This window comes from Saccharopolyspora antiqui, assembly GCF_052246905.1.
GTDB lineage: Bacteria > Actinomycetota > Actinomycetes > Mycobacteriales > Pseudonocardiaceae > Saccharopolyspora.
Genome location: NZ_JBQQBO010000034.1, coordinates 1 through 14,023, shown reverse-complemented (window position 1 = coordinate 14,023; position 14,023 = coordinate 1). Strand labels below are relative to the sequence as shown.

The window sequence follows — 14,023 nt, the reverse complement described above, 5'->3', positions numbered from 1 at the left end:
TTCCAAGCATCCACGGCAGAAACACCAGCAGCCAACCCCATCGCCCTGGGCATGCGGGGCATTCGAACTCCGGACATCAACAACCGTAAGGAAACCCATGGCGCCAGTCACGTTCGGCATCGACCTGGGCACCACGCACTCCTGCATCGCGCACATCGACGGGGCCGCTCGCCCGGTGATCGCCAAGAGCGCGGTAGGTGAGGACACCACGCCCTCGGTGGTGTACTTCGAGCGGCCCGGTGTCGCGCTGGTCGGCACCGCGGCGAAGAACTCCGCGCTGCTCGCGCCGCATCTGGTGGCGCAGCTGGTGAAACGCGACATGGGGCGCAAGAACGCCGAGTACACCTACCACGGGCACCGCTACACGCCGGAGAAGATCTCCGCGCTGATCCTGCGCGAACTCGCCCGCGCGGCCGAGGAGAACACCGGGCACACCGTGCGGGACGTGGTGATCACCGTGCCCGCCTACTTCGGCATCGCCGAACGCGACGCCACCCGCAAGGCCGGGGAGATCGCCGGGTTGAACGTGCTCGACGTGCTGGACGAACCGGTGGCCGCCGCGCTGCACCACCACGCGCTGGACAACTCGCCGCAGCCGCGGCACGTGCTGGTCTACGACCTGGGCGGCGGCACCTTCGACACCACCGTGATCCGGGTGGCCGGTGACGACATCCAGGTGGTGTGCACCGACGGGGACGGTGCGCTCGGCGGCGCGAACTGGGACGAGCGGATCGTGGACCACCTGCTGACCGCGTTCCGGGACGCGCACCCGAAGCTCGATCCCAGCGCCGACGAGCAGGCCATGCAGTCGTTCGCCGATCGCGCCGAAGAGGTCAAGAAGGCGTTGAGCGCGACCATGTCCCGCAACGTCGCGCTGCGGTTCGGGGGCGCCGCTGTCACGGTGCCGTTCACCCGGCAGCAGTTCGAGGAACTGACCGCCGACCTGCTCGACCGCACCATGGCGATCACCGAGCGCAGCATCGAAACCGCCGGGCGAAAAGGCGTCGAGCACTTCGACGAGGTGCTGTTGGCGGGCGGGATGACCCGAATGCCCGCGGTGGCCACCGGACTCAAGCAGCGGTTCGGGCTCGACGCCCGGCTGTCGGAACCGGACCTCGCGGTCGCCAAGGGCGCGGCGCTGTTCGCGCTCATCCGGCAGGCCAAGAACGTTCGCGCCGATGCACGGCAGTTGGGGATCAGCGCGGCGGATGTGGATGCGATGGCCAACAAGCGGGTCGCCACCGTGGTGCCGCGCGCGTTCGGGGTCAAGGCGCTGGATCCGAGGGATCCGCTGGCGCTCACCGATCCGTTGCGGGCACGGCAGATGGTCGCGCACCTGTTGCAGGCCAACACCGAGCTACCGGCCGACACCGGCCCGTACCCGTTCCAGACGGCGATCGACAACCAGCGGATGGCCGAGATCGAGGTGTGGGAGCAGGCCGGGCCGACCGCGTCCGAGGAGTTGGCCGACAACACCAAGGTCGGGCACGGCATGCTCACCGGAATCCCGGCCCGACCGGCCGGTTGCCGGATCGAAATCACCTTCTACATGTCCGAAACAGGCGCGCTGACCGTGCACGCCAGGGAGTTGGAGAGCGGCAACGACGTGCGCTTCGAACTCGCCATCGGCGGCATGGACCACAAGGCGGTGGCCGAGGCCCGCACCGACATCGCCGGGCACCAGGTCAGCGGGTAGGGGGCTGGCTTCGATCTCGGCTCAGTCCAGGAGTTCGGCCAGTTCCGCCACCTCGGCGGTGACGCGGCGTTGCGCGGTCGGCAGCGAAAAACCCTCCGGATGATGCGTGAGCACCACGACGATGTATCGGTCGTCGCCGCCGACCAGGCCGCTGGTGTGCGCGTCGACGCCGCCGCGCCCGTCGGCCCAGCCCTGTTTGATCGCCCACGGCTGGTCGGACAGCGCATCGGGGATGCCGAAGTACTGGTCGGTTCCGTCGGTGGCGGTGCGGGCGGCGTCGCGCAGCGGGTCGAGCAGCAGCGCGCGCTCCGCCGTCGGCATCGCCAGGATGTGCTGGTACAACTTGACCATGTCGTCGGCGGTGATCAACGTGTCACCCCAGCGGCCCGGATCGTCGGGCGGTTCGGTGTCCGACAGCCCAACCGCGGCCGCGACGCGGGTGACGATCTGCTGTCCACCGCCGGAGATCCACAGCTGGTTGGCGATCTCGTCGTCACTGGTGGCGAGCATCCTGGTCAGCCTCGGGCTGGGCCGCGCCGGGGTAACCGCGCCGCGATCCACCAGGTCGATCCCGATCAGCAGTTTGACCAGGGAAGCCGACCGGAACTGCCGGTCGGCGTTCTCGGCGTGCAGCGTCTCGTTCTCCACCCGGTCGAAGACCACCGCGCCGGGCTCGCTGCCGTCGGACCTGCGGACCAGCACGAAAACGGTGGCCAAGACCGCGAGCAGCACGGTGACGGTCGCGAGCCAACGGGTCCCGCGCCGGGAACGCCGTCCACGCGGCCACTCGTTCTGTTGCTGGGTCATGGTGCCAGCCTCGCGACGCGTTATCGGTGCGACACCTTGATCATGTCATGGTTCTGCTACAAACCTCTAGCAGTGCAGGTCGCTGATTTCGGCCGCACACGCGGGAAACCAGGATCACGGCCCACTAGTTCGGGAGGTCGGTGTTGGGGCAACAGCGGATGTTGGACGCACTCACGGCCGAGTGGGACGAAGTGGCCGACCAGCTCGATCCCGAGACGTTCACCAGGTTGGTCGCGCTGGTCGCCGAACTGCAGGACGCCCCGGATTCGGAGACCTCCGCGCTGATCGCCGAGGACATCGCATCGCTGCTCGCTGACGTGCTGCCGGTGACGCACCCGGTCCGGCGCGCGCTGGCCGAACCCGAGTCGCGGTTGCGGCGCCCGGAGGTGGACTGGCAGCGGGTGAGCACCGACCTGCGCGACCGGCTGACCGGTTCCGCGCCGAGCGCCGACCTGGACCGGTTGCGCGCCGCGGATTCGTTGGACGCGCAGCAGGTCGAGGCGGCCGATGGCGACCCGGCCGATCCGGACCTGATCCGGCTGCCATCGGACACCGGACCCGACCGCTTCCCGGCGTTCCAGTTCGACGCCGCCGGTGCGCCGCGCGAGCTGGTGCGCGCCGTGAACCGACAGCTGCACGCCGCCGAGGACCCCTGGGGTGCGGCGGACTGGTGGCTGGGGCCGAACGACTGGTTGGGCGGGGTGCCCGCCGAACTGATCGGCCGCGTCGACGACGCGGTGCTGGTCGAAGCCGCCCGCGCCGACTCGGCGGAGGTGTGAGCATGCCGGAGGCCAGCTCGCCGCCGCAGTTCGACGCCACCCCGAACCGCTACGTGCTGCCCGCGGACACCACGCTGTACCGGGTGCACGAACGCAAGCGGCATGCGGCCGAGTTCAAACCCGCGCAGCTGGGCACCGGCTCGTCGGGTGGCCGGTTCGACGGGACCGAGGCGGATCCGTTCGCCAGCTACTACGCCGGGTTGGAGATGCAGACGGCGTTGGCGGAGACGCTGCTGCGCAACCTCGGGTTCGGTGTTGACGGGCAACGGCTGATCCGCCGGGCGCAGATCGCCGGGCGGCGGTTCAGCGCGGTGCGCACCGCCCGGGACCTGAACCTGGTGAGCCTGCTGACGGGCCCGGACCTCGCCGCCGTCGGACAGGATTCCTGGCTGATCAACGCCGAAGGCCCGGACGCCTACCCCAAGACGCAGCGGTGGGCGGCCTGGATCCGGACGCAGGCGGACTGGGCGGACGGGTTGATCTGGCTGTCGAAGCGGGATACCGGGAAATCGGCGCTGGTGCTCTTCGGCGACCGCTGCGGCGAGGCGGGCTTGGACGGCGACGAACCGGAGATGCAGATCGACCTGGACACCGCGATCGGCGAAGCCTGGCTGAACAGGATGCTCCGGCCCTACCGCGCGGCAGTGGCCCCCCAGGTGGAGCAGCGCTAGCGTCTGTTTTACAAGCGGCGCGTGGCCGCTTGCGGTGTGGGACTCGACTCGCACCGCCACGGGTAGGGCGGGCGATTTCGCGCGAAATCGCCGTATCCCATGGGGTGCGGGTGGCGATTTCGCGCGAAATCGTCAGATTCGCCACCGGGGACAGGTCAGTCAGCGTTGGGACCAGGTGCCGCCGTGTTGGAGGAAGGCCCATTCGCGTTCCCAGGCACGCATGGACACCAGGCGGGCGAGGTGTTGGGTTCCGGCGATCAGGCCGATGCAGGCGAGTTCGACCGTCAGCAGCACGAGCAGCGCGGCGAAGATCGCCGACGTGGTGATCGAACTCGCGCTGGGCGGCGGCGGAACTCGGTTGCCCGCCTGGTCCACCCACACCGCCAGGTTGTCGCCCACCCTGCTGCCCGCCGGGACCTGGATGGTCGCGGTGTGCGGCTGCTGCTCCAGCCCGGTGCGCCACTCGACGACCGCGGTCGAGCTGATGGTGTCCTGGGTGTAGGCCTCCGAGAGCGGTGTGTTCACCGCGGGAGTGGTGAGCAGCACCGCATTCACCGGATGGGTGATCGCCGCCGATACCGCTGCTCGCTGCGTGAGGTCGGTGTGCAGTGCCGAGCCGAACAGACCGGATGCCGGGACCGCGATCAACGCCACCATCAACAGCAGCAGCGTGATGCAGGCCGCCAGCCGATCGATCGGCCTGCGCAACGGGTTCCGGTTCACAGCCAGTGCGTTGACCAACCACGCTGCGTGCGCTTTCAGCGCCGCGACCATGCCGACCTCCAGACGGTGCCCAGATTTCCAGGATCGTTCGATGCCGCGACCGACCGCCGTCCGGTTGTGCCCCCGACGGTTGTGCGCGGCAGCTTCCGACCTGATTATCCTCCGCCGCCACCGTATCGTTATCGCAACGTGACCAGTCATACACCATCGGTGTAGTCGATTGTCGTTATTAACACGCCGTATTCGCACGGACCGGAACAACTGGCGCGCGCAGATCGTCGTGCGCGGTTAGCTGCGGCGGATCGAGAGGCCGGTGGCCATCGACGCGATGCCCGATGCGACATCCGCCGCATCGTCGATCTGCTGGTTGTCGTCCGGCACGCCGGGGCAGGCGAGATCGGCGAGCGAGGCGGCCGACCGGGCCCCGAGACCGCGGACGATGATGCGGATCCCCAGCGCGCAGGCCTTCCGCGCCAGGTCACGAGATCGCGCGTGGTCCGCCAACGCGCCGTCGCTGAAGATGCACAGCACGCGGTCGCCCGGATAGTTCGGCAGCACGTCGATGCCCAGCACGAGCGCGTTCGAGAGCCTGGTGCCGCTGCCGTCGGTCCGCGCCGCCCGCAGCGCGGCAACCACCTCGTCGAGCGGGGTCTCCGGCGGCACGTACCGCTGCACCGCACCGGACCAGAGGATCAGCCCGCTCTCGTAGTGCGCGGCCGCCGCCTCGGCGAGGAACCGCTCGCCACCGGCGATGGCCTGCGCCAGGCGTTGTCCCGCCATCGAATAGCTCACATCGATGCACAACAGGACGTGTCCGGCGTACCGCTGCTGCAACTTCGGCAGGTACGCGCCGGGCGGGGACTGCGTCAGGCCGATCCCGTCGAAGTCCCGGCGAATCCACGAACTCATTCGATCCCCCGTTCAGCAGCGCACGGTGAGTCCGGCGATGGTCTCGGCGAGCTGCTCGACCGCCGCGCCGTCGACCACACCGTCCACATAGGCCTCCAGGTCCAGCGCCGCGCCGCTGAGCGGCTCGCGCGCGGTCACCGCGAGCAGGCCGTCCGCGCTGACCCGCAACGTCAGTTCGATCACCGATCCGGCGGGCAGCGGCGGCAGACCGGCGAACTCGCCGTCCAGCACCCGCCGGTTGTGCGCGACCTCGGCCGAGGGCACGTCCCCGGACTGCTCGAACACCTGGATCCGGACCGAGCGCTGCCGGTTCAGGATGGTGGCGAAGCGGGCCGTCGCCGCGGCGGGCAGCGGATCGTTGCGGTGCACGAGGTGCTCGACGAAGCTGCGCAGGCCCTCGTCGCGGCTGTCCTCGACCAGCACGCCGAAGCTGCGCGGCACCACCGCGGCCGTCGTCCGGGCGGTCCCGGTCGACGCGGCGAGCCGGTGCGCGCGCACGGCGGCGCCGGAGACGACCGCCAGATCGGGGTCGACGATCTTCGGGACGAGGTCGAGATGTGCTTGCAGCGCAGCACGAATCGTCGGGACTTTGGTGGCGCCGCCGACCAGCAGCACTTCGTCGATGCGGGGCACGCCCTTCGCCGCGGTGGCGGCCAGCACCCGGTCGACGATCCGCAGGCTGCGGTCCACCAGGTCGGCGCCGAGTTCGTCCAGCGTCGCCCGGTCGACGTCGAAGCTCGCCACGTCGGCGCCGCAGCGCAGCGTCACCTTTCGGCCGGTGACCGTGCTCAGCTGGCGTTTGAGCTGCTCGGTGACGTCCTGGAGCTGTTGGCGGAACGCCTCGTCGTCCGGATCGGCGGCGGGGTGCTCGCGGGCGAACGCCGCCGCCAGGTGTTCGGCGATGCGCTCGTTCCAGTCGGCTCCGCCCAGTCGGCTGTCACCGTCGGTGGCCACCACCTGCACCCCGTCGGCCGCCATCCGCAGCACGGTCGTGTCGAAGGTGCCGCCACCGAGGTCGTAGACGAGCGCCGCGCGGGAGGTGGTCTGGGGCGCCGCCCCGGAGGTGGCCTGAGCCGCGTAGTGCAGGGCGGCGGCGACCGGTTCGCTGAGCACCTCCAGCACGTCGATCCCGGCCAGCCGCGCGGCTTGCAGCGTGGCTTCGCGTTCCCGGATCCCGAAGTAGGCCGGGACGGTGATCACCGCGCGGACCCTCCGATGTGGACCGCACCGGGCGGTGGCGTCGTCGACGAGGCTGCGCAGGATCAGCGCCGACACCGACTCCGGGGTGTGCCGCACGCCGTGGAACAGCATCTCGAACTCGGTGCCCATCTGGCGTTTGACCAGCGCGACGGTGTTGTCCGGATCCAGGCTGTCCCGGGCCGCCGCGCCGACCACGGCGGTGTCGGCGGACGCGAAGTGCACCACCGACGGCGTGGTCAGCTCGCCGAGCCGGTTGCGGACCACCTCCACAGCGCTGTCGTCCACAGCGCTGCCGTCTACAGTGGAATCGTCCACAGTGGCCACTGCGGAGTAGGTGGTGCCGAGGTCGATGCCGAGCACCAGATCGTCACCCATCGCCCAGCACCCCGATCAGGATGTCCGTGCAGCTCGTCGCGAACACCAGGATGCTGGCCAGCATGGCGAGCGCGAAGAACGCCAGCAGCAGCCAGCGGGACACCCGGTAGTTGGCGGGCGGACGAATGCTCATACTCGCTCCGTGGTCTGCTTCTCGTCGCGTCCCAACGCGAATCCGCCGCGGCCCAGCAGCCACCGGAACGGCGCGGCCGGGGTGAGGCGTTGGCCGGGCCGGATTCCGGTGACCGACGAGACCACGAAGTAGCGCACCTCGCCGAAGTCCCGCTCGGCGCCCCGCACGAGGTTGTCCAGGCCCGCGGTTTCCAGCCAGTCGCGCACCGCCCCGGCGCACAGGTCGGCCGCCCACGGCAGATCGGTCAGCAGGTCCGCCTTGACCACCGTGATCGCCAGGGCCCGCCGGTTGGTCTGCACGCCGTAGTCGCGCAGCCGCCGCGCCGTCACCTGGTAGACCTGATCGGGATCGCCGCTGGCCGGATGTGCTTGTGCGAGGAGGGATTCCAGCGACCCGCCGAGCTGGTCGCGCACCCAGCCGATGGCGAACGGGTCGACCACGAACACCAATCCGCCCGCGTGGTCGAGGAATTCCAGCTCGCTGTTGTCGTCCCGATCCGAGTAGTACTCGCCTGCCGCGTCGAAGAGGTGCACCAGCGCCTGACCCCGGGCCTTCGCCGAACCACCGCGGGTGAACCGGGCCGTGATCGCCGGGGGCGGCTGCCCGGCCGGGGTCTTCGCGGTGTCACCGCCGCTGGTGATCAGCTGCTCGCCGTGCGCGAACGCCTGCCTGCTGGCGTCGTCGACGAAGTCCAGCACGACCCCTTCGGCGGCTGCCCGGTCCCGCAACGCGACCAGACCCGCGTGCACGAGCCGGGTCTTGCCCGCCGACACGGGGCCGAACACCGGCACCCGGATGTCGGTCACCGCGCCCGAGTCGCCGCGCAGCGGCAGGTCGCACCGCTGGCACAGCGCCTCCAGCCGCCGCGACGCCCGCAGCACGGTCGTCGGCAACTTCGCCCCGCACCCGCAGATCCGCGACATCGCACCCAGCACACCGGGCCGGATGTCGTGGTGCACCACCTGGCACCCGCTGCACCGGTAGGCCGGGACGGCCATCACGTGGTAGCAGACCGGGCAGCTCCCGCTGGCCTTCCGCAGCCGCCGCACCACGTGGTCGTACCCGCGCAGGCACCCGACCAACACGCCCCAGCCGAGCCAGCCGAGGCCCAGCGCGATCGCGCCGAGGACCACCACCTGCACGGCGCCCAACATCGCGCCCAGCGAGACACCGGACCAAACCAGCACGGTCAGGCCGATGCTCACCCAGCGGAACCTGCTGGCGTAGCCGTAGTTGAGGCCCCACCGCCAGCCGCGCACGATGAAGCCCAAGCCGGTGCGCCAGGCCCCGAGCAGGTCGCGGCGCCACTGGGCGGCGAGGTAGCTCGGCCAGGCCCAGTCGCGCGCGAACGGGCCGCGCTGCTCGCGCAGGCCCGCCGTGCCGCCCGCCACGTCGTTGGGCGTCACCAGCACCGCCGCCGGGGACCCGCGACCGGCCAGCACCAGGCACGCCGCCACGAACGCCCAGCCGCTGCCGAACATCATGAGGAACGGGAACAACCAGGCGACGATGGTGATCACCACGATGGCCAACCAGATGCCGAAGCACAGCAGCAGGGCGCCCGCGACGAGGTAGGGCATCACTTCTCCCGTCTGCCGAACAACCGCCGCGCGACTTCTCGGGCGCGGGTCGGTTTCGGCTTCTGCTGGGAGTACTCCTTCAACCACTCGTGCCAGGCGGCGGCGTAGTCGGCGTCGACGCCGCGCAGCAGCTTGCTGATCCGCCGGAAGTCGGACTGGTCGTGCTTGCCCGCCCAGCGTTCCAACGCCTTGTCGAAGGCCGTGCGCACCTGCTCCGAGGCGGTGTCCTGCCAGCCCGTCAGGAACGCCAGCACCACCGCCTGGTCCTGTCGTTCGGGCGGGGCCTGCTCGTCGTTCCACACCGCGGGCAGCTCGTGCACCAGCATCTGCTGCAACTGGTTCCCGCCCTGCACGGCCGCGGCCAGCGCGGTTTGCGGGGCGGTGCGCAGCAGCACCGCGATGATCTCGTCGGCGCGGGCGGTGAACACCGATTCGGAGACGTCTTTCAACACCTCGGCACCGGCTTCGGCTCCCCTGCGGGTGAAACCGCCCAGCCAGGACCGCAGTCGGCCGTCGTCCTCCCACAGCTTGTGCAGGTTCTTCCGGTCGCCGATGTGGTGCCCCAACACCCGCAGCACGTCCAGGTATCGCGCGGACACCTTGGACTTCTCCAGCGCGGTGAAGGCGCGCTGCGCCAACGATTCCGACAGCGCGGTGGACGGCAGCACCGTGACGAAATCCGTCAGCTCCGGCATGGTGGGCGCGGCGGTCCGGAACAGCGCCTCCCACACGGCTTCGCCGACCCCGGGCTGGTCGGGTGCGCGCAGGTGTTCGCGGAACGCGGCGATGGTCCGCTGCCGGACTGCCGGGTCACCGGCGGCCACCGCCGCGGCGGCGACCGCCGCGTCCAGCGGCATGAAGGGATCGCTGATCGTCGAGCTGAGCAGCCGCCACCAGCGGGCGTTGATCGCATCCACGACCTCGGCCGCGTGCGGTCCGGCCAACCGGCGGGCCAGCACGTCGCGCAGCAGGTCGAGCATTTCCGGACCGCACGTCCAGCGCGCCGGATCGGCCCCGGCGTGCGGGTGTTGCGCCCACCATTCGACGAACCGCCCCGCTGCCTCGGCGAATCGGCCCACCCTCGGCTGCACGCCGAACCTGGTCGCGGTGCGCAGCAGCAGATCCATCCGTTCGGGGGCGACGGCACCGGCCGCCGCCTCGACCACGATGCAGGCTTCCTCTGCTTCGTCCGGGCTCCACTGCCGTGGCGGCAGCGGGGCGCGCGCATCGGCCGGGGTGCCGCGCACGATCTCGTCGATCTCCGCGCGCAGCAACGTGATCCGGATCCGACCGGCTTGCTCGGTGTCCGCCTCGGCTAGTTTCGCCAGCACCGGCAGGCCGGGAGAGCTGGCCAGCACCGCCGCCAGCACCGGTTCGACCACGTCCGTGGTGGACACCGGGGGCGGGGCGGCGAGCCATTCGGCCAGCGCCATCGCATGATCCGGCCCGGTCACGGCCTCGTCGAGCATCAGCACCCCGGCGGCCAGCCGATCCGCCCGCACCGGGCGCCGCGCATCCCGATTCCGGGCGAACTGGTGCACCAGCTCGATCGCGTCGACCACGTCGTAGGGGTCGGCGCTGAGGAAGCGCGGGACCCAGTGCCGTGCCGCGTCGGTCGGCTCGACCTCCCGGTGCTTGCCGCTGACCAGGTTGAACACCACGGAGTCGGGGTTGCGGTCCGGGTCGGCCAGCGACCCGGCCCAGTCCGGATGCACCGCCAGCACCTCGTGGCGGCTGTACTGCGGATTGGTGGCGAACACCCGGAAACCCACCCGGAGTGCCCGTTCCTGCGGCAGCAACAGCGTCGCGGCCGCGATCCAGCGCACCGCGATCGCCGCGTCCTCGCTGACGAACACCACGCGCGGCGCGGCCTCGTCGTGCACCCGGTCGACCGCGGAATGCACCGCGAGCAGCCAGGATTCGCCATCCGGCTGGCCGAGCACCCATTCCCGCACGGCCGCGACGCCGAACGGGCCCGCTTCCGGCTCGGCCGACACCGCCGCGCACTCGGTGCTCGCCGCGGGCTGCTCGACCCACCACGGCGCATCCCACAGCTGCGCGGGCCGGATCGGGCCGTACAACTGCGGATCGGTGGTGACCAGCGCGTGGGTGAACTGGTTGCCCTCCCGGACCCCACCGGCCTCCGCCCCGAGGTAGATCCCGCGCGCCGTCGCAAAAACCCCGTCGTGCACGTGGACCAGCGACGGCGGGTACTGCGAAACCGGGCGCTTCTCGCGCATCCAGTCCACCGGGGCCTCGTAGAGCGCCGAGCGCTGCACCGCGCTCATCATCTCGTCCGTGGTGCCCGGCGAGACCGCCTGGAACTGGAACCCCGCGCCACCCCGCAACCCCTGCCCCGGACGGCAATCGGTGTAGTACAGGGAATGGAACTCCCGCGCGCTCATACCCGGCTCCGTTCGATGATCCTGAAGTGGCTGAGCAGCCACAGCAGTGGTTCGTCAACGCGGAACGGCCGCACCCCGGCCGGATCGATCTGCTTGCGCCCGTAGTCCGGCTCCGCCCCGAGCGAGGACACCGCGAAGTAGCGGAACGTCTGGTAGTGCGCGCGCAGGTGCCCGTCGATGTCGTCGGCGCCGAGTTCGGCCAGCAGCGCTCGCAGGTGTTCGTCGGTGTCCTGCCCGCTGGCCTCGTCGTACTGCGGGCCGGTGGGCGGTGGGCGCAGCAGCGGGTGGTTGTCGCCGAGCATCGCGAAGAACGCGTCGATCTTGGAGAACACCACGGCGATCGGGATGGCGACCTTCTTGCGGTCGCTGAGCCCGACGCTGGCGCGCAGCAGTTCGGTGACCCGGGTGAGCACGTTGATCGGCGGTTCGGTGTCGCGGCGGCTGGCGTCCGGCACCGCGACCCGGTCCGCCGCGCCGGGCAGCTGGAACGGGTCGAGCAGCACGATCAACCCGTCGGCCGCGGTCAGGTAGGCCTGGCTGTTGACGAACTCCTGGGTCGTCATGTCCTCACCGGCGGCGTCGTAGAACGACAGGGTGGTGGTGTTGTGCACCTCCCGGCCGAGCTGGATGCGCGGCTGGCGCCACTGCATGACCAGCGGAATCCGGATGCCGTCCGCGGAGCTCGCGGTGGACTCGAACAGCGCTCGGTCGCCGAACAGCGCCTGCTCGTAGCGCTCCAGCCACTGCGCGGTGCCGACCCCGGCCTGCTCCCCGGCGAAGGAGATGTCGGCGTCGAAGCGGCGCCGGATGTTGTGCCGCAGCTCGTGCACCAGCACCGTGGTGTAAACGGTTTTCCCGGCGTTCTTGCCGCCCACCACGCCGATCAGCGGGCTGTGGCTGTCCGCGAAGTTGGCCGGCAGCGGGGTGTGGCAGACCGGGCAGGCGCGGATGCCGCTGACCGTGCCGCAGTCCGGGCAGGGTGCCTTGCGCGGGGTGCGGCCCAGCCGCGAGGACGGCGGCGCGAACGTCGGCCAGGAGGCGGTGGCGAACCCGGTGAGCCGCTGCCGCTCCGGATCGACGGCCTTGCGGCACCTGTCCCGGCCGGGCGCGGGCCGACCGGTGCACTGGAACCGCAGGCCGCTGGTGGGGAACCGGTGGTAGCAGTACGGGCAAGCGACCTTGGGCATCAGGACACCTTCAGCTGCGAGATCGGTGGGTCGATCAACTGGACACCGGTGGTCTGCACGAAACATCGCAGCCAGAACGGTTTTCGCCGGGGCAGCTCGACGGTGAGCTCCAGCGGCCCGCCCAGTTCGTGGACATCGCGGTGCACGATCTGCCCGTCGCCGGGTTCGAGCGGCATGACGCGGCCGGGCGCGACGACCACCAGCACCGTGCAGTCCGGCACCGGCTGGTCGGCGGTGAGCACGATGCGCGCGGTGCTCGCGCCGAACAGCCGGTTCTGCCGTTCGACCTGGTAGCTGACCTGCGGCAGCGCACCGGGGACTTCCAGCTCGCCCGGCAGGGACCGGCTTTCGCCGCCGTCGGCGGTCGCGATCGCCGCCACCTGCACGCGCACCGCGCCCGGCCCGACGTCGAGCCGACAGCCGCCGTCGGCCTGGTACTGCTGGCGGGTCAGCCGCAGCCGCCCGGTTTCCGCACCTGCCGACGGGTTCGTCCAGGACACCTCGGCCATCCGGACCTCATCGGGCCACACCCAGGACAGCACCAGCTCGCCGCCGAAGCGCCGCCCGTCGAGCGAGGTGACCGGCGGCAGCGTCGCCACGACCCGCGAGGTGTGCCGCACCGGCACGGCTTCGGCCGCGACCTCGGTGCCGTCCGGGCGGCGGTAGCGCGCGGTCAGCAGATAGGTGCAGTCGCCGTCGACGTCCACCGCGGAGTCCCGGAACGAGGTGCCACCGGTGGTCGGCACGGCGACTTCGGTGGATTCGCCGTCGCGGCGCCGCAGGACGTCCACCCCGACGGCGTCCCGGTGGATCTCCCAGCTCCCCTCGATCGCGCCGCCGCGCACCGCCAGCCGCACGCCGTGCACCGGCGGCAGCACCTCGGTCGTCGCACCGACCGGCCGCGACCAGGCACCGCCCGCCCCGGCGGCGAAAACCGCGTACCCGACGGCGCTTCCGGCAGCCGCGCCGCTGTCCAGCACCGCCGTGTCCCCGCCTTCGGCGACCACATCGCCGTCGTCGGCGTCGGCGGGCGTCCGCCCGGGTCGGCGCACCACCCGGTACCGGGTGCCGTCGCCGTGGTCGGGCTGCGCCCGCCACGACACCCGCACGCCGAGGCCTGCCGGCTGCGCCGTCACGGCGTCGACCGGGCTGAGCGGGATCCGCCGCAGCTCCGCCGCTATCGCCTCGTCGTCGACGGCCAGCCGGGCGGCTTCGCCCAGCTGCCGCCGGGCTTCGCCGTCGGCCCCGCCGCGCAGCGCGCGGTGCGCGGCCTCGCGCAGTTCGCGCACCCGCGCCGCATGCCGGTCAACGGCCGCTTTCCCGGCTGCCGCTTCCTCGGCGTCGGTGATCGCGGCCAGGGCCTGTTGGGCCGCGATCAGTTCCCCCGCGGCAAGCAGTTCGGTGACCTTCGGCAGGCCGGTGACCGCCGGGGCGGTGGCACCGGCTTCGCTGAGCACGCTCACCACGGCCAGCCGGGCTTCGGCCGCGTCCAGCCCGGTTCGGCCGAGCACCCGCAGCAGCGCGCTGGCCGGTGCCCCGTTCTCGCGGAGTCGGCGGA

At 71.3% G+C, this 14,023-nt stretch carries 12 protein-coding genes; 3 read left to right on the top strand and 9 right to left on the bottom strand.

The window, feature by feature from the left end; all coding sequences use genetic code 11:
* Positions 1-97 precede the first annotated feature (97 nt).
* Positions 98-1,696, top strand: coding sequence for an Hsp70 family protein (locus ACTWQN_RS34405; RefSeq protein WP_443207837.1), 1,599 nt, complete (start codon positions 98-100; stop codon positions 1,694-1,696).
* A gap of 21 nt (positions 1,697-1,717) precedes the next feature.
* Here ACTWQN_RS34405 and ACTWQN_RS34400 read toward each other — a convergent pair whose 3' ends face one another.
* On the bottom strand, positions 1,718-2,503 hold the full coding sequence (locus ACTWQN_RS34400) for a serine hydrolase (protein ID WP_443207836.1): 786 nt from the start codon (positions 2,501-2,503) through the stop codon (positions 1,718-1,720).
* 140 nt (positions 2,504-2,643) lie between these two features.
* Between ACTWQN_RS34400 and ACTWQN_RS34395 the strand changes: the two genes are divergently transcribed.
* Both ACTWQN_RS34395 and ACTWQN_RS34390 read left to right on the top strand, forming a co-directional pair.
* Positions 2,644-3,282, top strand: coding sequence for a hypothetical protein (locus tag ACTWQN_RS34395; protein ID WP_443207835.1), 639 nt, complete (start codon positions 2,644-2,646; stop codon positions 3,280-3,282).
* Between the two features lie 2 nt (positions 3,283-3,284).
* Positions 3,285-3,953, top strand: coding sequence for an RES family NAD+ phosphorylase (locus ACTWQN_RS34390; protein WP_443207834.1), 669 nt, complete (start codon positions 3,285-3,287; stop codon positions 3,951-3,953).
* 159 nt (positions 3,954-4,112) lie between these two features.
* Here the strand turns inward: ACTWQN_RS34390 and ACTWQN_RS34385 are convergent, their stop codons facing one another.
* From ACTWQN_RS34385 to ACTWQN_RS34350, 8 genes are all read right to left on the bottom strand, one after another.
* Positions 4,113-4,727, bottom strand: a complete 615-nt coding sequence (locus ACTWQN_RS34385; RefSeq protein WP_443207833.1) for an Rv1733c family protein — start codon at positions 4,725-4,727, stop codon at positions 4,113-4,115.
* A gap of 237 nt (positions 4,728-4,964) precedes the next feature.
* Positions 4,965-5,585, bottom strand: coding sequence for a VWA domain-containing protein (locus tag ACTWQN_RS34380; protein ID WP_443207832.1), 621 nt, complete (start codon positions 5,583-5,585; stop codon positions 4,965-4,967).
* Positions 5,586-5,597: 12 nt separating this feature from the next.
* A complete protein-coding gene (locus tag ACTWQN_RS34375) occupies positions 5,598-7,160 on the bottom strand; it encodes an Hsp70 family protein (RefSeq protein ID WP_443207831.1) in 1,563 nt (520 codons plus the stop codon).
* Positions 7,153-7,293 (bottom strand): hypothetical protein, encoded by a 141-nt coding sequence (locus tag ACTWQN_RS34370; protein WP_443207830.1) that lies wholly within the window; start codon positions 7,291-7,293, stop codon positions 7,153-7,155. The genes ACTWQN_RS34375 and ACTWQN_RS34370 overlap by 8 nt, the downstream gene beginning before the upstream one ends.
* A complete protein-coding gene (locus ACTWQN_RS34365; RefSeq protein ID WP_443207829.1) occupies positions 7,290-8,873 on the bottom strand; it encodes a TRAFAC clade GTPase domain-containing protein in 1,584 nt (527 codons plus the stop codon). Before ACTWQN_RS34365 ends, ACTWQN_RS34370 begins: the two co-directional genes overlap by 4 nt.
* Positions 8,873-11,278: a GTPase-associated protein 1-related protein gene (locus tag ACTWQN_RS34360; RefSeq protein ID WP_443207828.1), complete on the bottom strand. Its 2,406-nt coding sequence runs from the start codon at positions 11,276-11,278 to the stop codon at positions 8,873-8,875. The genes ACTWQN_RS34365 and ACTWQN_RS34360 overlap by 1 nt, the downstream gene beginning before the upstream one ends.
* Entirely contained in the window at positions 11,275-12,465 is a 1,191-nt protein-coding gene (locus ACTWQN_RS34355) for a TRAFAC clade GTPase domain-containing protein (RefSeq protein ID WP_443207827.1), read from the bottom strand. The genes ACTWQN_RS34360 and ACTWQN_RS34355 overlap by 4 nt, the downstream gene beginning before the upstream one ends.
* Positions 12,465-14,023: SaeA-related protein (locus ACTWQN_RS34350; RefSeq protein WP_443207826.1), on the bottom strand; the 1,559-nt coding region annotated here is incomplete at its 5' end. The genes ACTWQN_RS34355 and ACTWQN_RS34350, both read right to left, overlap by 1 nt.